Source organism: Pseudoalteromonas luteoviolacea, from assembly GCF_001750165.1.
Classification (GTDB): Bacteria; Pseudomonadota; Gammaproteobacteria; order Enterobacterales; family Alteromonadaceae; genus Pseudoalteromonas; species Pseudoalteromonas luteoviolacea_G.
On record NZ_CP015411.1, the window covers coordinates 3,572,501 to 3,591,002 of the forward strand.

At 41.4% G+C, this 18,502-nt stretch carries 16 protein-coding genes, 1 rRNA gene and 2 pseudogenes (1 of these 19 only partly in view); 5 read left to right on the forward strand and 14 right to left on the reverse strand.

Annotated elements, in window-relative coordinates; all coding sequences use genetic code 11:
* The 3 genes from S4054249_RS15085 to S4054249_RS15095 form a co-directional block, all read right to left on the reverse strand.
* Positions 1-253: ribosomal RNA gene (locus S4054249_RS15085) — 16S ribosomal RNA — on the reverse strand (it extends 1,280 nt beyond the left edge of the window).
* A 591-nt stretch (positions 254-844) separates the two neighbouring features.
* Positions 845-1,183 (reverse strand): hypothetical protein, encoded by a 339-nt coding sequence (locus tag S4054249_RS15090; RefSeq protein WP_046354542.1) that lies wholly within the window; start codon positions 1,181-1,183, stop codon positions 845-847.
* Positions 1,184-1,319: 136 nt separating this feature from the next.
* Positions 1,320-1,670: a hypothetical protein gene (locus S4054249_RS15095; RefSeq protein WP_046354543.1), complete on the reverse strand. Its 351-nt coding sequence runs from the start codon at positions 1,668-1,670 to the stop codon at positions 1,320-1,322.
* Positions 1,671-1,918: 248 nt separating this feature from the next.
* Between S4054249_RS15095 and S4054249_RS15100 the strand changes: the two genes are divergently transcribed.
* Positions 1,919-2,842, forward strand: a complete 924-nt coding sequence (locus tag S4054249_RS15100; protein ID WP_046354544.1) for a DMT family transporter — start codon at positions 1,919-1,921, stop codon at positions 2,840-2,842.
* Here S4054249_RS15100 and S4054249_RS15105 read toward each other — a convergent pair.
* The 7 genes and pseudogenes from S4054249_RS15105 to S4054249_RS15135 form a co-directional block, all read right to left on the reverse strand.
* Complete coding sequence (locus tag S4054249_RS15105; RefSeq protein ID WP_046354545.1) at positions 2,832-3,137, reverse strand: DUF962 domain-containing protein; 306 nt, start codon at positions 3,135-3,137, stop codon at positions 2,832-2,834. The two genes, S4054249_RS15100 and S4054249_RS15105, sit on opposite strands and share 11 nt — an antisense overlap.
* Positions 3,138-3,194: 57 nt before the next feature.
* The gene (locus S4054249_RS15110; RefSeq protein WP_046354546.1) at positions 3,195-6,344 is read right to left on the reverse strand and encodes an efflux RND transporter permease subunit; all 3,150 of its coding nucleotides are present in this window, start codon (positions 6,342-6,344) and stop codon (positions 3,195-3,197) included.
* Between the two features lie 13 nt (positions 6,345-6,357).
* Positions 6,358-7,536 carry an efflux RND transporter periplasmic adaptor subunit gene (locus S4054249_RS15115; RefSeq protein WP_063881465.1) on the reverse strand — a complete coding sequence of 393 codons (1,179 nt, stop codon included), beginning with the start codon at positions 7,534-7,536 and terminating at the stop codon, positions 6,358-6,360.
* A 260-nt stretch (positions 7,537-7,796) separates the two neighbouring features.
* The gene (locus tag S4054249_RS15120; RefSeq protein WP_145925034.1) at positions 7,797-8,150 is read right to left on the reverse strand and encodes a hypothetical protein; all 354 of its coding nucleotides are present in this window, start codon (positions 8,148-8,150) and stop codon (positions 7,797-7,799) included.
* A gap of 163 nt (positions 8,151-8,313) precedes the next feature.
* A pseudogene (locus S4054249_RS27220) lies at positions 8,314-8,733 on the reverse strand (glutathione transferase).
* Positions 8,730-9,215 carry a GNAT family N-acetyltransferase gene (locus S4054249_RS15130; protein ID WP_046354547.1) on the reverse strand — a complete coding sequence of 162 codons (486 nt, stop codon included), beginning with the start codon at positions 9,213-9,215 and terminating at the stop codon, positions 8,730-8,732. Before S4054249_RS15130 ends, S4054249_RS27220 begins: the two are co-directional and overlap by 4 nt.
* Positions 9,216-9,233: 18 nt before the next feature.
* Positions 9,234-9,716: a GNAT family N-acetyltransferase gene (locus S4054249_RS15135; RefSeq protein WP_046354548.1), complete on the reverse strand. Its 483-nt coding sequence runs from the start codon at positions 9,714-9,716 to the stop codon at positions 9,234-9,236.
* Between the two features lie 1,251 nt (positions 9,717-10,967).
* Here S4054249_RS15135 and S4054249_RS15140 point away from each other — a divergent pair.
* Positions 10,968-11,393, forward strand: coding sequence for a GNAT family N-acetyltransferase (locus S4054249_RS15140; protein ID WP_046354549.1), 426 nt, complete (start codon positions 10,968-10,970; stop codon positions 11,391-11,393).
* 119 nt (positions 11,394-11,512) lie between these two features.
* Here S4054249_RS15140 and S4054249_RS15145 read toward each other — a convergent pair.
* The 3 genes and pseudogenes from S4054249_RS15145 to S4054249_RS15155 form a co-directional block, all read right to left on the reverse strand.
* Positions 11,513-12,414, reverse strand: a pseudogene (locus tag S4054249_RS15145) (IS5 family transposase).
* A 219-nt stretch (positions 12,415-12,633) separates the two neighbouring features.
* Positions 12,634-13,092 (reverse strand): YaiI/YqxD family protein, encoded by a 459-nt coding sequence (locus S4054249_RS15150; RefSeq protein ID WP_046358438.1) that lies wholly within the window; start codon positions 13,090-13,092, stop codon positions 12,634-12,636.
* Between the two features lie 81 nt (positions 13,093-13,173).
* Positions 13,174-15,057 (reverse strand): methyl-accepting chemotaxis protein, encoded by a 1,884-nt coding sequence (locus S4054249_RS15155; protein ID WP_046358439.1) that lies wholly within the window; start codon positions 15,055-15,057, stop codon positions 13,174-13,176.
* A gap of 84 nt (positions 15,058-15,141) precedes the next feature.
* On the opposite strand from S4054249_RS15155, the gene S4054249_RS15160 reads away from it, so the two are divergent.
* Complete coding sequence (locus tag S4054249_RS15160) at positions 15,142-16,311, forward strand: porin (RefSeq protein ID WP_046358440.1); 1,170 nt, start codon at positions 15,142-15,144, stop codon at positions 16,309-16,311.
* Positions 16,312-16,449: 138 nt separating this feature from the next.
* Positions 16,450-17,121, forward strand: coding sequence for a deoxyribonuclease V (gene nfi, locus S4054249_RS15165; RefSeq protein WP_046358441.1), 672 nt, complete (start codon positions 16,450-16,452; stop codon positions 17,119-17,121).
* Positions 17,122-17,140: 19 nt separating this feature from the next.
* On the opposite strand, the gene S4054249_RS15170 is transcribed toward nfi, so the two are convergent.
* Positions 17,141-17,926 (reverse strand): helix-turn-helix domain-containing protein, encoded by a 786-nt coding sequence (locus tag S4054249_RS15170; RefSeq protein WP_046358442.1) that lies wholly within the window; start codon positions 17,924-17,926, stop codon positions 17,141-17,143.
* A gap of 126 nt (positions 17,927-18,052) precedes the next feature.
* Between S4054249_RS15170 and S4054249_RS15175 the strand changes: the two genes are divergently transcribed.
* Positions 18,053-18,457 (forward strand): hypothetical protein, encoded by a 405-nt coding sequence (locus S4054249_RS15175; RefSeq protein ID WP_230851864.1) that lies wholly within the window; start codon positions 18,053-18,055, stop codon positions 18,455-18,457.
* Positions 18,458-18,502: the final 45 nt, after the last annotated feature.

Genomic DNA, 18,502 nt, shown 5'->3' on the forward strand with positions numbered 1-18,502 from the left:
ACCTTACCAACTAGCTAATCCCACTTGGGCCGATCATAAGGCGAGAGCCGAAGCCCCCTTTGGTCCGTAGACATTATGCGGTATTAGCCATCGTTTCCAATGGTTGTCCCCCACCTTACGGCACGTTCCCAAGCATTACTCACCCGTCCGCCGCTCGTCATCTTCTAGCAAGCTAGAAATGTTACCGCTCGACTTGCATGTGTTAGGCCTGCCGCCAGCGTTCAATCTGAGCCATGATCAAACTCTTCAATTAAAAGTTTTTTGGTACCAAGTACCTGACTCAATGAATACTGATTGATAATTTCTTATAAAAGAAATAAATCGAATTGACTGTTATAGTCACTCAGTAAAATTGAGATTCTAATTCTTTTGCTCCTGAATCAAGAGCTGTTAGAACTCAATCTGTACGAGTGCCCACACAGATGATTGCTTCATATTTTTAAAGAACAGTGTAACTAACCCTTGGTTAGTTACCGCAGCGTTGCTGCGAAGTGGAGCGCCATATTAACCGCTTCACTTTTAAAGTCAACTAGAAAATTTAATTTTTTAATTAATCTTTCAATTTAACTTTAACCTTTACTTTGGTTTGCGTTTTCTCTCGCATCCCGCCGTGTCAGTGGGTGCGCATTATAGGGACTTAAAATATTTGGTCAAGCCTTTTTATAAAATTTTTTATACAAAGTAACAGAGGTAGTTTGCAGATAAAAATGATTACGTCAAAGTGGGTATATTATGTGGATATAAAGGAAGCTGATATTATCAATAATAAATGAACGCAGGCTTCAAACTGCGCTCTCTATTCAGGAGACTTACTATATAAAGCCGCTATGAATTGCTTTATCACTTAATGGCCTATCGCAGTGTCATAAAAGTAATGTTTGCGTTTTAATTTTAGGTCACCATTTGTCACGATCTCCATTGCTCCTTCATTGTCTAAAGTTACATTGAAGTCTGTTATCCCTCTTTTAACATCAAGCTTCATTTCCAGTTCAGCTGCTGACCAAGATTGACCAAATCCAACTTGTAGATCTTCTAAATGTTCAACCTCTTCAGACAATCTATACGCTGAACCAGGGAATATTTGAGTTAAAGTCAAAGCTACTATTTGCTTATCTTGGCATAAGAAAGCAAACATTGGCGTTTTGGTTTTATTAATGAATGTAACTGTAACTTTTGCAGCCATAGCGATTCCCTCAAACTGAATAATCTATGTGCAACTATAGGGAGATTCAGATTAAAAGCAATTACGGGGCATTACAGCTAGATTGTAATCACCCATCAAGGCTGTATTTCAGCGAGTCACAGGTATTGTTTCGGTTTCAATGCAACACCCCTTTCATTTCCCACGAACCATATTGGTTTTTTATTAAATAGATATCTTCAACATCATCATCAATAATCAACTGCACAGAAGCCAACGCTCCCTCAATTGACATGACCCTTACATCCAGCATCGACATATCGTCTGTTTGACCTGTTTCTCCATCTTTTTTATTCTTCTTGATGTTACCGCCATCATCAACCTGCTCTTGCAAACTATTCGCAATTAATGAATTAAAGTAGTTTCTTATGATTTGCTCGACTTGCAAGTGATCGTTAAATGAATTGGCTTTACTGACATTGCTGGCTAAAAGTGAACTCAGGAACATCACTCTCATTAATAACGCCATATTATTTCCTTTATTAGTCTGCCCAGCTATGCGCGTAGGCACAATTGTAATAAACTCGTCCCTGTTTACTTTATACTCTACACTGACTTGCTTTTTGTACTTATGATTTTATGAAGCTAGAACCAAGATATTCTTATAAAAAATAAAATTCTAAAAATCAAAATCTTAAATGTAGTCATAATTCAATATATACACTATTAGTGCATCACAGTGTGATGCTTATGATGTTGCAATTAACGAGGAAATTAATGTCTACTGCGGTTTTACAAAACACTTCAAAGAATACAACGGTCGTTTTAGCGCTTATCATGGCAATGCTCGTATGGGGTTCAAGTTGGATATCCGGAAAAATTATTGCAGATATGGCGCCCGCTGAAATCACTGTCTTTTATCGTATCGCACTGGCTACTATTAGTATGGCGCCTATTTTATTTCTGATGCATAAATCTCGGCTGCACAAACTTGCTTTCTCTCGTAAAGCTTTATTATGGTCCATTCCTGCTGGTTTATTGATGGCGGCCTATAATCAATTCTTCTTTTTAGGGTTGCATGACGGATTACCAGGCAAAGGAGGCATGCTTGTTACTACAACAAACCCTATCTTTACCATTATTCTTAGTACTTTAATTTTACGTAGCACTCTTTCTAATACACAACTCATAGGCTGTATATTGGGGGTCGTTGGTGGGCTCTTCATGATTGAAATTTGGCTTTTTGATGTCGCTCAAATACTGGCATCAGGAAACGCATATTTCTTATTGGCCTCGTTAACATGGGCTTTTTTAACACTTATCAGTAAGCAAGGTACTAAATTTAGCGACTTTCTGACATTCAGCACATTAATGTATTTTTGGGCAATGCTTGTGAGTTATCTATTCGCATATGACTTGTCTCCAATCAGTAATATAGCAAACTATTCAAGTACCTACTGGTACCATATGCTGTATCTGTCAATTATTGTGGTTAGTATCGCCACCAGCATTTTCTTTTTTGCCACTCAGCAATTAGGACCAAGTCGTTCTAGCTCGTTTATTTTCATTGTGCCGGTTACTGCTATGGGCATGTCGATATGGTATTTCGACGAACACCTAAGTTTAACCATGTCTTGTGGCGCATTATTGGCTCTAAGCGCCGTTTATTTGCTTAATAAGCCCACAAAACTTAAATCGTAACTTTTCGGGTGATGATATCTTTGAACATCACCCAATCTGCAAGAAAGCTGTAGAGTGGATATTGAAAAGTTGCTGGTTTGTTGTGTTCATAATAAACATGTCCAAACCACGCAAATCCATAGCCACATATTGGCAGCGCAAATAAGAGTGCCCAATATTGCGTGATTAACATAACAATCAATATCGATATAACCAGCGCAGAACCAACAAAATGCATTCTGCGGCAATGCTTGTTTTGATGCTCTTGCAAATAAAACTGATAAAACGCTTGGAAGCTCTCAAATTTTCTAGCCATTTTCATGCCCCTTTAAAATACAAAGCTCACATAGTGAGCTTTATATTTAATCATCAATTATGATGTTTCACTATTACTCAACCACTTTTGCCGTGAAAAAGTTGGGTAAAAAACTGGAATGATAATAAGCGTTAAGAGTGTTGAGCTCACCAAGCCTCCAATGACAACTGCTGCAATTGGCTTTTGTAGCTCAGCTCCCACACCATGCGATAACAACATAGGAATAAGGCCTAATGCTGAGGTAATAGCAGTCATTAACACTGGACGTATACGCACACTTGCACCACTTAGCACTGCACTATAAATATCTTTATCACGTTCTTGTTTATTAATGCTCTCTACCATCACAACCCCATTTAAAATAGCTACACCAAACAAGGTAATAAATCCCACAGAACTAGCAACTGATAGATAGAGACCAGAAAAATAGAGCGCGCACACCCCACCTACAATGGCGAGTGGTATAGTGAGCAATATCAATAGAGCCTGCCTGACTGAACGAAAGATGCAAAACAGCATTAAGCTAATTAATATCAAAGATAAAGGTACTATCATCATTAACTTCTGTTGAGCACGCTGCTGACGCTCAAACTGTCCTCCAATCATGACTGAGTAACCAGCAGGAAGTACGACTTGCTCTGCTACTTGCTCATAAATATCAGAGACAACACTCCCCATATCTCGGCCCTCTATATTCGCCTCTATAACGACACGCCTTTGCACATCGTCTCGCCTAATTTGTGGTGTCCCTGTCGTTATTGCCACATGAGCGACATCACCAAGCCGCACCCACTCTCCACTCGGCGCAACCAATATTAAATTTGATATTGCTTTGGGGTTGTTACGAAATACTTTGTCTAAGCGCAGATATATGTCGTATCGTTCATTACCATTGACAATTTGACCCACATATTGACCTCCGACACCTTCATTAACCACTGACATAATATCTGACACCGTCAAATTAAATCTCGCTAGCGCCTGACGATCCGGAGTGATTAAAAGCTGCGCCTCACCATTAACTTGTTCCATCGCGACATCTACAGCCCCCTCGATTTGTCGAATAACGGCCTCCACTTCCGTTCCCTTTTGCGCCAATACATCTAAATCTGGCCCCATTAATTTAATTGCCAATTGCGCTTTGACACCCGATAGCAGCTCATCAACCCGTGTTGCTATTGGCTGAGAGAAGTTAAGTTGTATGCCTGGAAATACAGCTAGCTTATGCTTCATGAGTGCTTGAAGTTCAGTGCGATTGGATGCACTTTGCCACTGATTAATTGGTTTTAGCCCAATATAAATTTCTATATTATTAACCGGTTCTGGATCCCCGCCAATTTCCGCTCGGCCAATCCGACTGAGCGCATAAGAGACTTCAGGTATCTCTAGTAAATGCGCTTCAATTTTTGGCGCAACCTCGAGTGCGGTTTCTAAGCTGGCCGATGACGCAAGCGTAACACGTAAATTAATCGTGCCTTCTTCTAACTCCGGCGCAAATTCAGTACCTAATTTAGTCGTTAAAAAAGCGCTTATGCATATCAAGCTAATTACAGCCACAACTAAAGCTCTACGCTTGTCCATCACTTTTACCAAACATTCTCGATACATCGCCTCTAATCGAGCCGCGGCTTTATTGGGTCGAATGGATATGCCACTTCGATAAGCAATACAGGCAAGCGCTGGCACAAAGATCAAGGCAACGATAACAGCAAAAGCCACCGCTAACATGATGCTAATGGCCATAGGTTCGAACATCCTAGCTTCAACGCCCTCAAAACTGAACAATGGCATAAACACCAACAAAATAATTAATGAAGCAAAGAATATAGAATGTGTCACTTCTTTAGCTGCAAAGGACACGATGGATAACACACTGTTCTGGTTATTTTTAATATCATTACCATGCGCTTGAAGCTTTCGAACGATATTTTCAACCATCACTACCGAGCCATCTACTAACATACCAATGGCAATGGCTAACCCACCTAATGACATCAAATTAGCCGAGATCCCAAGCCACGTCATTGTCATTAGCGCCATACCTATCGACAACGGAATGGATATCAGCACTAATAGCGCCGCTCTTAAATTGAATAAAAATAACGTCAGTACAAGACTGATAAATATAAATGCAAGGCCCAATGCGCTAGCAACCGTTTCCACCGCCTTATCGACTAAGTCACTCTGATCGTAAAATGGCATAATTTTTACGCCTTTCGGTAAGGCTTGATCTAAACGCGCTAATCTTTCATAGATAGCATCAATGGTTTCTTTACTATTAGCACCTGTACGTTTGAGTACAATCCCTGACACAACCTCACCCATCACCTCTACTTTCCCAAGGTTATTTCGCCGAGTCATGGTCACTGCACCTTGTCGAATTTCGGCGCCGATCTGAACATCTGCAACGTCGCCAACATGTATCGTTGTGCCCTCAATGACTTTAACTGGGACTTTACTAATTTGCTTTAGCCCTTTCTCACCACTGGCAAACCAACCAGCCCCCCGGATCACTAACTGCTCTTGCCCTCTCTCCATATACCAGCCACCAGCATTCACATTGTTTTTTTCCAGTGCGGATTGAATATCTGACTGCCTAAGTTCGTAGGAAAGTAATTTTTGCGGGTTAAGGTTCACTTGGTATTGCTTTACCTCACCGCCAAATGACAATACATCGGTTACGCCATCAACTGGCATAAGTATCATTTTTACCAACCAGTCATTTAAACTTCTCAGTGCCATAGTGTCGTAACCGGAGTCAGGCTCCGATACTATTAAATATTGAAATATTTGGCCAAGACCTGAGGTGTTTGGGCCTATCTCTGGTATGCCAATACCAATGGGGATCTGCGCTTTAGCCTGTTGCAACCGTTCAAAAACAAGCTGTCTAGCAAAATAAATATCAACCCCTTCTTTAAAAGCAACAGTTACGCCTGACAGCCCCGTTTTTGATGTAGAACGTACTTGGGCAACATCCGGTAAAGCATACATCACAGCTTCAATCGGGTAAGTGATCAACTGTTCAACTTCATCTGCACCTAGCCCGGGCGCTTCCGTATTTATAACTACCTGAGTGTTTGTTACATCTGGAAAAGCATCGAGAGATAACTTTTGTGTCACAGTAATGCTTGCAAGCATCAACGCGAGTACAGTAACCAGTATCAAATAGCGGTTATTCACTGACCATGAAATCATATAATTCAACATTATCGAGCTCCCATCAGTGGTTATGCGGGTCAAAGTTACTTTTGGCTAGCTCTGAGGCAATAAAAAATGCACCTCTAACCGCTAATCGACTGGGGCTGTCTAAGCCATAAATCACACGTTGTTTTCCAACTTGAGCACCTAAACGTATCTGAACAGGTTTCAATGCACCATCGCTCTGTTCCACAAACACAACCCAATTTTGTGCTTGGTCTCTGACCACAGCAGACTCTGGCACCAGCATAGCTTGCTCTGTTGAGTGCATTGTTAACTGCACCTCAACAAACATACCTGCATGTAACACATCACCTTTGTTATCTACTGATAATCGGATCACCTTGGTACGAGTAATGGGGTCGATTGTATGAGTTTGTTGGATCACCTCGGCAGCGTACTTTCTGTCTTTAAACACCACTTCAGCTTGGTCTATATTGTGTGGCTCTAAATCAGCCTGAACGGGTAACTTAGCCTCCACCCACAGTGTACTTTCATCCGCTAGCATCATCAGCGCATACCCTGCTTCAACTCTTTGCCCTTGTGAAAAGTCGTCATCGAGCACTACCCCAACTTGCTGCGCAATCAAGGTGTATTCACCCAAGGTCTCATTCGCTAAACTATGTAAGCGGTTAATCGCAGAATCACTTAACCCCAGAGCAATAAGCTGGCCATAGGCTGCATCAAAGCGGGTTTTTCCTGCTAGCTTTTCACTTTCACTGACAGCGGTTCCTGTCAATTTCGCCATTCTCAACCACTCACTTCTCGCCAACCGATATTCAGCTTGCGCGCTAGCCACTTCTTGACTAAACAAAGTCACCAATTTTTGACCTTGTGATACTTTATCTCCCAATGTGACATGGCGATTTACCACAACAGAATCAGTTCTAGGAGAGACTATATAACTGGTATAGCCGTTTGCTTTCACTTCAGCTGACGCAGATTGAGTTAATTGATAGTTTGTTTTTTTGACTTCAGCAATTTCAATACCCACGATACGACGCTGTGCTTCATTGAGTACCGCATATTCATTTGTATGTTGATGAGTGTCATCTTTGCCTCGGTTTACATCGACGTGATGAGAATGCTCATCCTCTTGATGGTCATGATCATGACCTGTCGTTAATGCGCACGCAGAAAAACTAAAAAATCCGCTAATAATTACCACGACTAATACATATCTTGTATTTAAAAAGTTCATAATTTAAACCTCCATCTATCCTCCAATACGCTCAATTCACTCTGGTATTGGATGATAAAAGCCACGCACCAGTTCGCTACCTACCAAACAGGTATGCATACTGATGTGAGGCATAACGCAACATGCTGTTTGCGTTAAAACTATGTTTGTCACTTGTACACATGTCACAATGCTCAGCAAACATGTGCTATGAACAAACGCCTAATTAATGGCTCACTAAACACGCTCTAAATTTAAAGCGAATGAGTGAAAAAAGAGTTTTAAGAATAGATTGGAGGTTTGTATTTTGATTCCGCCCTTCTGCGGATACGTGTATCAGGTGTATTCACCACAACCAGTGAAGTCATGAGTGTGGCATCCTCTTGCCAGTGTCGGTTAAGCCAAGAGGTATGACTGCCAGAGCAATGACCACAGTGATGGCAATCCTGAATGGCATGACCATGCTCATCGAGCTCTACTGTATTGGTCACTTGCAGATCATGTTGATGAGAATGTGTAGACTGAAGGTGCTTTACATCAACTAAATGTACATCGGATAGAGATGCCACAAAAGACACCGACTGCAATGCAATCACGGTCACGAGCACCCAATAAGCCAACATCCGACAATTCAAATCTAGCACCTTAGCATGATAAATGAGCCGTCAATATAATCATTGGCTGAATTAAAGTCAATCAAGTCAAGACTAAAAAACAAACCTAAACCATTGTTATGTAATAACATTATTTATTTCAATTGTGATTAGACGGATAATAATGACTGTTAAATGTGCTTGTTCAAAGTTCGTTGTACCACACGAGCCCTTGATATGGTTTGGCTTTTAAACTATCGAGACGACTTTGCAATGACCCTACATGCAATTCCAACTTATGTCCATCTGGGTCAAGAATATAAAGCGACTCACCTTCGCTGCGATTCTCTAGCCAAGTATTTATATTAAGCTCTTATAATTTATGACCGAAGTTCGTTAGCTCAACTTGCGCTACAATCAAAGCCATATAGTAATAGTCACTTTGAGTACTAAAAGGGCTATGCAGTTTGTCAAACTAAGATAAACATAGCCACAAATCGCCCGGTGATAAATAGACACCATTTTCCCAACGTACATGAGCCTTAGCGCCGAGAAAACGATAGAATTCAATCGATGAAATAAGATCTAGCAATGACAAAGTAATATGGTTTACACCCGTTGTCATACCGGCAAACTCAGTGATTTTTTCATCACAAGCACATGATAGCCCTTTGAATGTGTCTCAAACATTGGTTCAAAACCCAATTGACGATATAAACCGCCATCTAATCGCTCTGTTTGCAAGTAGAGCGTGTTTATCTGCGCTAATTTCGCTTGCGACACAACATAAGACATCAGCACTTTACCAATCTGCATGCCTCTCATTTGCGCGTCCACATACACTCCACCAACCCAATGTTCATATTGTGGGTAGTCATCCATTTCTCGAATTTTTAGCTCCGCAGCCGCAACCAACTGGTTATCAATTAACGCAATGATTATTTTAGGCAAGGTGTTTTGATTTAATGAGTTTTTCAGCTTTTCACTCATCTGCTCTAATGTGTACCGACCTCTTTGCTCACACCATTCAGAATAGTACCAACCAGCTATGGTAGAGAGATGTTCTGGCTTATCTGCTAAATAATAAAACACTAGCTCCTTGTTCATTGGTAACTCCTTCTATTTTTATGCCAACCACTTATACATGATATAACTATCAACAAATCCCAAGTGCGGGTGGCGATAAGCGTGCGGAATAGTGCCGATGATCTCATACCCCAACTTTTTCCAGAGCGAAACCGCAATTTCATTACTCGAAACAACTGAGTTAAATTGCATCGCCTTAAACCCAAGTGCCAAAGCTTGTACCTGTGAGTGCTCACATAATTTTCTTGCTAAACCTTTGCCACGCGCTTTCGGTGAAACCATATAACCACAATTACATATATGGTCGCTGGGTCCCATTGCGTTTGCCTTTATATAGTAGCTCCCTAAAACTTCTTCACCGTCCACGTAAACAAAGGCTTTTATCGGCTCTTCACACCAGATCTGATAGGCGCGTTTTTCATCCATCTGAGGATCAAAAGCGTAGGTCTCCTGCTGAAATATAACGTCTTTAAATACGGGCCAAAACGCATGAAAATCTTGTTTTGTCATCTCTTTAATCATGTCCAGTACTCCTCAATGATCGTGCAGAGAACACACCTTTATATTTAATTTATAGAAAACAGGGTTTGACTCAGAGAAATAGACATTGGCAGGTTTTCTAAAAAATTTGATTCTCGGGAAGTTTTTGGCCACTCAGTACCTGTTTGTATTCTAAAATAGACACGTATAAAGCAAGCTCTAATGGAAAACAAGTTGTCTGTGGCTCGTTTATCAATTCACTACTTTGGTGCAAAGCCTAAACATGTTCCCACTTCGCTTCATCACTTAACATTGTAGCTAAAAGCTTTTTGAGCTCTAATTAATCAGCATCACTTATTTTAAGAAAGTGCATATACAAACCCTGCCATCCCTTCATCTTCACAAAAGAAGCGATTTAGTTGGACATCGAATTTCGTGCGATTCTTTTTTAAGATATGGATATCTGTTTTTCTCGTAATGGTTCATTCGATCACTTGCAAAGACTTCATCCAAACCGCCTCCTTAAGGCTTTTTGGTATTCCACTCACAAGAAATTTTAAAACACATTATGACTTAGATTTTCTAAGTTTTACCCAAATCTGCATACTTAATAATCCTAAGTTGTGTTTTTTTAAAACCAGAAGTGCCAAAACCATTACGTTAAACGAATATATCTTTAATCATCACTTCAGTGTGTTGGCAATAGAAAGTACAACGTTTTTACGTGTGACCTGCAAGCTGTTTAAAACAGCCAAAGTCTATTTCAGCCAGTGAACGCTCATGATAACCAAACTTTTCATTCCATTGCTTTACATTAAGTTGATGCCACTAATATTATGGCATAGTTTGTCTGGTGACTTTTCTCTCTTGGAGGATCCGCGTCACGACACCTTGCACCTTCAATTCAAGTTTTTAAATCTTAACTCTAGCAGCCTTGACGATCAAATAAATCATTTGATATTAATAAGTACTACACACTACTTTTATACAAATTTAATTTAGATAAGTTCAATCAATAATACACTGTTCTTTGAAGTGGCTACTGTGATGTGCCCAAAAAGCCTATCTATTTAAATACATACATTAATTAAAAATAATCAATTGACGTGATATTTTTCCATTACAAAGATGAAAAGTATGAGTTGAAGGACCAAAAACAGTTATTTTCACAAGCAAATATACACACAGCAAAAAACCAAAAGCCTATAAAAAATAAAAAAAGCTTAGCATTAAAATAGCTTTTAACACTTCACATAACATAAAATTTTAAAGAATTACATTAAGGCGTAAATTATGAAAGTTAGATATGATAACACCACTAATAGCGTTGATTGGCAGCAAGTCAGCGAATTGTTTAAGTCTGTCGGCTGGGCAGAGCGAACTCCAGAACAACTTAAAAAAGCATTCAATGCTAGCTCATTTAAATACTTTGCATATCACGAGACAGAGTTAATTGGAGTAGGCAGAACAGTAGATGACGGTTGCTTTTATGCGTGGATAGTAGACTTAGCAATTCATCCAAAATATCAAGATCTTAAGATTGGTAAGACTATATTGAGTAAGTTGGAAACAAACTTGAGTTCTTATATCACAACGATGCTAACAGCAGCACCTGGAAAAAGTGGGTTTTATGAAAAGTTAGGTTGGGAAAAACAGCGATCAGCCTATATCTTTCCAAGATCAGAAGAGCAATTAAAAGAGTTTGTTTTTCCCGAGTGAAAACAACGTTTTTCGCATGTAAATAAATAGCAATGTATAAAATATGACTTCACATTATATTTAGGTGTAAAAAAGGGCCTTGTTGAGCAAATATGCTCTTCCTAACTGTCTTGTCATTTTTACTGATATTCAGGCATACCTAGCCTGTTCATCGTGTTGATCACCTTGGCTTTAATCATTACTTCTGTGTGTTGACTGTTGAAGGTACGGCTTGTTAATTGGTCACCCGTAAGCTGTTTAAAACGATAAACGCCCGTTTCAGCCAGCGAACACTCATGATAACCCGACTTTTCCTTCCAGTGTTTTAAACTAAATTGATGTATTAATATTATGGCGCTGTTTCTCGGGTGACCTTTCTCCCAATATTGGGCATTTTCCCTTGGGGGATCCGAGCTACGGCACCTTTGGCTGCAATTTCATCGTAGCAATCACGCGTATCATAAGCACCATCACCGGTGACTCTGTCAACATTTCGCCGTAGTGGTTGTAGTAAATCACCTAACACTTCACCATCCGATACATTCACCATTGATAGCTCTGCACTGACAATGTCATGACTGGCTGCATCTATCGCTAAATGCAACTTACGCCAAGTTCGACGCTTGTTGGCTCGGTGTTTTCGGGTATGCCATTCGCCGTTACCATAAACTTTTAGGCCGGTGCTATCGACAACAATATCAATAAATCCCTGCGTGGTTGGCTTGGTTCGATATTGAACATCTAGTGTCTTTCCTCGCTTGCACAAACAGCTGTAACCAGGTGAATGAATAGGTGCATCCATTAAATTGAGGAGGGAATTAACGAACCCTTCAAGTGCTCGAAGTGGCAAATTAAAGACAGACCGAAGTGTCAGGCAAGTTTCAATTGCAAAGTCAGTATATTTATTTGAACGACCACGCCCACCGTGTTTTTCTGTGGTTTGCCATTGATGAATAGCGTCGTCGCTGAGCCAAATAGCAATATTACCACGCTGTATCAACGCTCGGTTATAGGCAGACCAGTTCTTAATTTTCTTTGTCATGGCGACATAGGTTACGTTATGTTTTTTTGATCTGATCACGCAAAAGGTCATAAGTTCAATTATTTAGGAAACAAGGCCTAACGTTACTGTAGCAGTCATTTCAGGTATATAAACAATTAATAAAGTTAATGCATTATAAAATACTAAATTTAAAACAAACCTTAAGTAAGAGTATTTTATTCGCAGCCCACAATGCTTGATAAGCCGCGATATGCGAAACTAGCTTTTACCAGCCTTGTGCTGTTGTAACCACCTATCTAAACAGTTTGCAAACTGCTGCTTTTCACTTTGGCTTAATGGAGGCGGCCCACCGGTTTGAACACCACTACTTCTCATCGTATCCATAAAGTCACGTATATTCAAACGCGAACGGATGTTTTCCGTCGTATACATTTCACCACGAGTGCTCAGTGCAAGTCCGCCCTTCTCAATAACTTCTGCTGCGAGAGGGATATCACTGGTGATCACCAAGTCACCTGCGTTCATACGCTTTACGATTTCGTTGTCTGCAACGTCAAAACCCGCACTCACCTGCAGCTTGCAAATGTAAGGAGACGGTGGCGTTTTCAAATATTGATTTGCCACCAAAGTGACCGTCACCTGAGTGCGCACCGCTGCGCGAAACAAAATTTCTCGAATTACAACAGGGCACGCGTCTGCATCTACCCATATGGCCATGATTTGCTCCTACCATCACTGACTATTTCAACTGAGCAAAATCATACGTGCTTTTGCTTCAGCTGAAAACATCTCACCACACTATAAAGTAAATTTAGACAGGAGTACCTCTTGCTCATGTGATTGCTCAGCCAGCTCTTGGCTCGCTTCATATTGCTGACTAGAGAAGTTATCAACCTCAACGCTAATATCATTGATATTCGCAGTGTTTTTATTTATCTCTTCAATGACAACACTTTGCTCTTCAATCGCAGTCGCAATTTGAATATTGCGATCCATGATGTCTTTTACCGACTCAGAAATTTCATTCAGCATTTGCGTCGCATGCTCTGTTTGCTCAACACATAACAAAGTTTTATCTCGACTTGCCCCCATGGCATTTTGCACCTGATTCGAGGATACCTGTATTTGTTCAATCATGCTTTTAATTTCGGTTGTCGACTCTTGCGTTTTGGTGGCAAGCGAGCGTACTTCGTCGGCCACAACAGCAAACCCTCTGCCTTGTTCTCCGGCTCTTGCGGCTTCTATAGCGGCGTTAAGCGCAAGTAAGTTGGTTTGCTCAGCAATACCATTAATGACTGAGAGAATGTTTTCGATACTATGGCTGTATTCCGCAAGCTGCGTACTCATCGCATGAGACTCATTGATCTCCTCAGATAACGCTGAGATCTCTTTTTTCGTTTCTAAAAAGACTTGCTGTCCATCTCGGGTTTTGTCATTCACTGTTGTGATAGAGCTGGCTGCATTTTGCGCACTGCCCGCAATCTCGCCGGAGGTCGTACTCATTTCATGCATGGCAGTTGCCAAACTTTCCACGAGCCCAACCTGCTCTTGCAAACGCGAGCTTGATTGCGTTGCCAGCTCTCGAGCTGCTTGACTGCTCGACACCACCATGTCCGTTCCATGTTTTATTTGTGAAACGAGCTGATGGAGTGACCCTAAAAATATATTAAACTGCTGCGCCACTTTGCCGCACTCATCATCATTTTGAATGGTTAAACGCTGAGTCAAATCACCACTACCCGACGCGATGTTGGTTATAGCAGCTTCTAACTGTTTTAATGGTTTTAAAAGGTGTATAGCGAGCGTTCTGATTGTTAATGACCCTAAAACGACGGCAATGATTGCCAGCACAATCGTATTCACAGTCATCTTGTTGAGCACTTGGTATACTTTATCTTTGTCGAGCATAACGGCAAGATACCAAGCGTTACCATACTGATCATCTAACGGATAGTAATACATGATTTTGTCTTCACCGCCGACCTCCGCTTCGATCACTGTTTTTGACTGAGCCAGAGATAGGTTCGGTGAGATGTCGCGTAACGTTTTGCCATTTAAATCCTTTTGCTGATGTGAAATGATTTCACCCTGTTTATCCACTAAAAATGCAAACCCAGTTTCGTCGAAATCAACCGCATTGATACTATTTGCAATAGTCGCTAGGCTTAAATCTCCTCCTATCACGCCTTTAAACTGACCTTGATAATTTATTGGCGAGACAACTGACAACAGTAATTCGCCAGTCGCCGCATCAACATATGGGCTGGTGAAAACCGTTTTGCCTTTTTGTTTTGCCAGCGAATACCAAGGACGCTGACGAAAATCCACGCCGGGGGGATTTTGTCGATTAGGATTATTTGATCTCAATCCTGTCTCTGTCTCGACGGTGCCAAACGCCAATAAAAACGACGTGCTGAAATAAGGCGTGTTTAATGCTTGTTGAAAGTTCTCGACACTAAAATCAACATCTAGTTGTGTCTTGACCAGATGCACTTGAGAGGCTTTTTTCGACAGCCAGTTATTAATGCTGATCGCCAGCAGCTGAGTTGTGTCTCCCACATAAGCAGCCGTTTTTTGCTTCATTGAATCATTGATAAACCAATAAGTAGAGCCGCTGAATACAATAATGATGATAAACACCACCAGCGCAGAAGCGACTGAAAACTTGGTTCTAATCTTCATAGTTACTCGCCAGAAAAAAAATCAGTCAACATCGCAAAGTGTTGTCTATAATTCGCTTTATCGCAACTAATTGGTTTAAAGACTATGAAAACAGCGAGCCGTTCTTTATTTGCTCTTTTGCTCTCATCGTCATTTGCATATCCGGTGATTGCAAATGATAACCGTCCCGTCACCATGGATGACATTAAGGCACTTGAAGCCCAGCTTGCGGAACTCAAACGACGATTTACAGCGCAGCACCCAGAACCCGAAAAACCAACAGACACCAGACAACCCACCGCCACCGCAAAAGCAGCATCAAAGCCTGTACCTAAAGTGGCAGAAAAACCTGTAACGCATAAAGTCGATGTCTATGCGACCATGCGCCCAACCTATGGACGCATCGAAGACAAGGGGGAGGATACATATGATGTGCGTGACGCATTATCCCACGCGGGGATCAAGGCCACCCACAGATTCAATGATGACTGGGCTGCAGAACTGCATGGTGAGTGGAGTATCGACATTCAAAATACAGGTGAATTTGGCCGCTCTCGCCGCGCCTACACCGCCCTAGTAACACCAGTTGGGCGCTTTGGTATTGGTAAACAGCGACCAGCACAGTACTTGTTTATTGCCGAATACGTCGATATTTTTAATCATGCTAACAGCCCTTACGCCTATGATAACGAAAGCCTATTTTTCGTTGACAACTTGTTGAGTTACCGCCTTGACAGTGGTCCTATTACTTTCGTAGCTGTCGCACAGTACGATGGAGCAAATAACGAAAACTATGCAGACTTGTTCAATGCTGGTGTTAGCTATGACAAAGATGGATTACATGCCGCAATCACCTACCAAATGAATGATGTCTACGACCAGCAAGTCAGACAAGGGGAAAACTCCATCTGGGCAGGCTCCTTAGCCTATGATTTTACAGACCGCTTTTACGCTGCTGTTGCCTACCAAGATAAAACGTATGAAAGAAACAACATCGCAGACAGAGATGGCTCAACACTTGACCTCTCATTTGCTTATAAACTCACAAAGTTTTATAAGCTAAAAGCGGGCTTTTTCGACTTTGACGACGGCTATAGCGATAACGACCCAGCCAATCAGAGCTACGATGGTTACAACGTCACTTTAGAATGGATGCCGACGCCACCGCTGCGCGTGCACCTTGAATACCTCACCAAGTCGTATACAAACGACCAGGATTTTGACTCTTTGTCAGTTGGCTTCAGATATGACTTTAAAACGTCGATAAATTACTAGAACCCAAAGAGCCTCTGTTACTCACGATACAGAGGTTCTTTTATCCATTCATAGATGAGAAAAGTCACATAAACTATTGATAATCATATTTTACACCCCATCATAATCAAATCATCAATACCAACATAAATCATCAGCATGATCCAATACAACGCACCCACAACACAAGAAGACGCATTGCAAATTCAAACATCTTTAGCCAATACCGTCATTATGACTGATCAATTCAATGAGATTGATACAATCGCAGGCGTGGATGTTGCCTATGACGAAGACAATAACCAAGTGGTTGGCGCTGTGGTGCTATTAGACGCAAAAACGCTGCAAGTTATCGAATCATGCAGTGTGGTAGAGACCATTAGCTTTCCTTATATTCCAGGGTTATTTTCTTTTCGTGAAATCCCCCCGTTAATCAATGCCATAAAAAAACTTTCGATGATGCCAGATTTAATCGTATGTGATGGACAAGGCATCGCACACCCTAAGCGTTTTGGTATGGCAAGCCACCTAGGTGTACTTTTAGATATTCCCACTATTGGTTGTGGTAAAACCAAGCTGATCGGTGAGTATGAAACACCGGGTTCATGTAAGGGCAGCATGTCTGATTTAATGCATGATGAGGCTCTTATCGGCAAGGTGCTGCGCACGCAAAATGATATCAAACCGGTTTTTGTCTCGGTGGGGCATAAAATAAGTATTGAAACAGCTGTACAATGGATTGAAAAGCTCACTCCCAAATACCGCTTGCCTGAAACGACACGACAAGCAGATCAACTGGTTAATCGCAGCTTAAAAGCACTGAAGGCTTAAACGCCCATAAATTAGCACACTAGCGCTTTTGACTTTTTCGCCATGCCGCAGGCGTTTGGCCAATATATTTTTTAAATTGGCGAATAAAGTGGGTGGTATCACTCCACCCGAGTGTTTCTGCTAATTGACTGATAGGCTGCGAAGTATGCAGCAGTTGAGTACACGCCTGCGATAAGCGCTTTTGTGTGATCCATTGACCAACCGTATGCCCCGTTTCTTGTTTAAACAATTGAGCAAGATAAGGAGGCGTCACATGAACCGCCTCACTTACTTCATTGAGTCCAATAGAGCGCAAATAGTTGGTTTGGATAAACGCGAGCGCCCTTTCAACTTTCTCATTATACTGAGGCGAATTTGCGCCACAGGAGACAGCCAAACTGAGTTCACTCAACAACAAGACCACAAAACTGCGCTGCACTTCAAGGCTCAACTTTTGTTTCTGAGCCGCAATCAACTCATAAAATAGAGTTGTAATGAAGGCATGCCGCTCCAAGCTCGCCGCTTTCACGGGCAACACGCCTTTTTTGACCAACTCAAAAGGCGCCAGTAAATCACTATCGGCTAACCCCAAACAATCAGGACAAAAACTCAGCCATAAAACCTGCAGATTTTCACCTGTTAACAGCGTATGCGGAACGCCCGGCGGCACAATATTAAATGAGCCAGGCTTAACTTGATAGGGCAGGCAATGGGCAATGGTCATTTCACCAGAGACGATAAAAGTCAGTACGCACTGGGCATGTGAGTCATGCTTTTGCTCTGTTAGCGTCTCAAAAAACGCCTCGCCAACGGCCAATGCATGCATACTGTTACCCCACTTTCTGAAAAGCTTAAAAAAAGCCGATTTTTGCTAAATTCTATCAATTATCGTCCAATAAATTTAGCTCTAGAATAGCTCACATATTAAAACACGCATATTTAGAGGTATATTATGGTTGATTCTCCAATGACAATAAACTTTTCCATTGCTTTGATGGGACTGACATTACATATTCTGTTCTGGGACAAGCTGCCTGATTGGGGAACGTGGTTTAACACGCTTGTCGATAAACTCCCTAAGCCACTTGCTTACCTTTATGATGCATGGCATTGCCCATACTGTTTTGGTTTTTGGGTCGCCTTAGCACTACATGCGCTCACTCAGCAAGCAACCTTACCCGCGCTGCAAAATATGCCTGACTTTTTAGGGGGAACAGCAATGCCTATAGCCTGGTTTTTGGATGCATTAGTGACCGCCCTCTTCATTTACGTAGGCAGCCTACTATTAAAAGCCCTCGCAGGTCCTGCACTCACAGGTCACCAAAAAATGATGGCGTTTAAGCAATCTCAGCAATAAGTGCATTAAAGTCAGAAAGTAACTAACCTTTATAAATAAACCAAG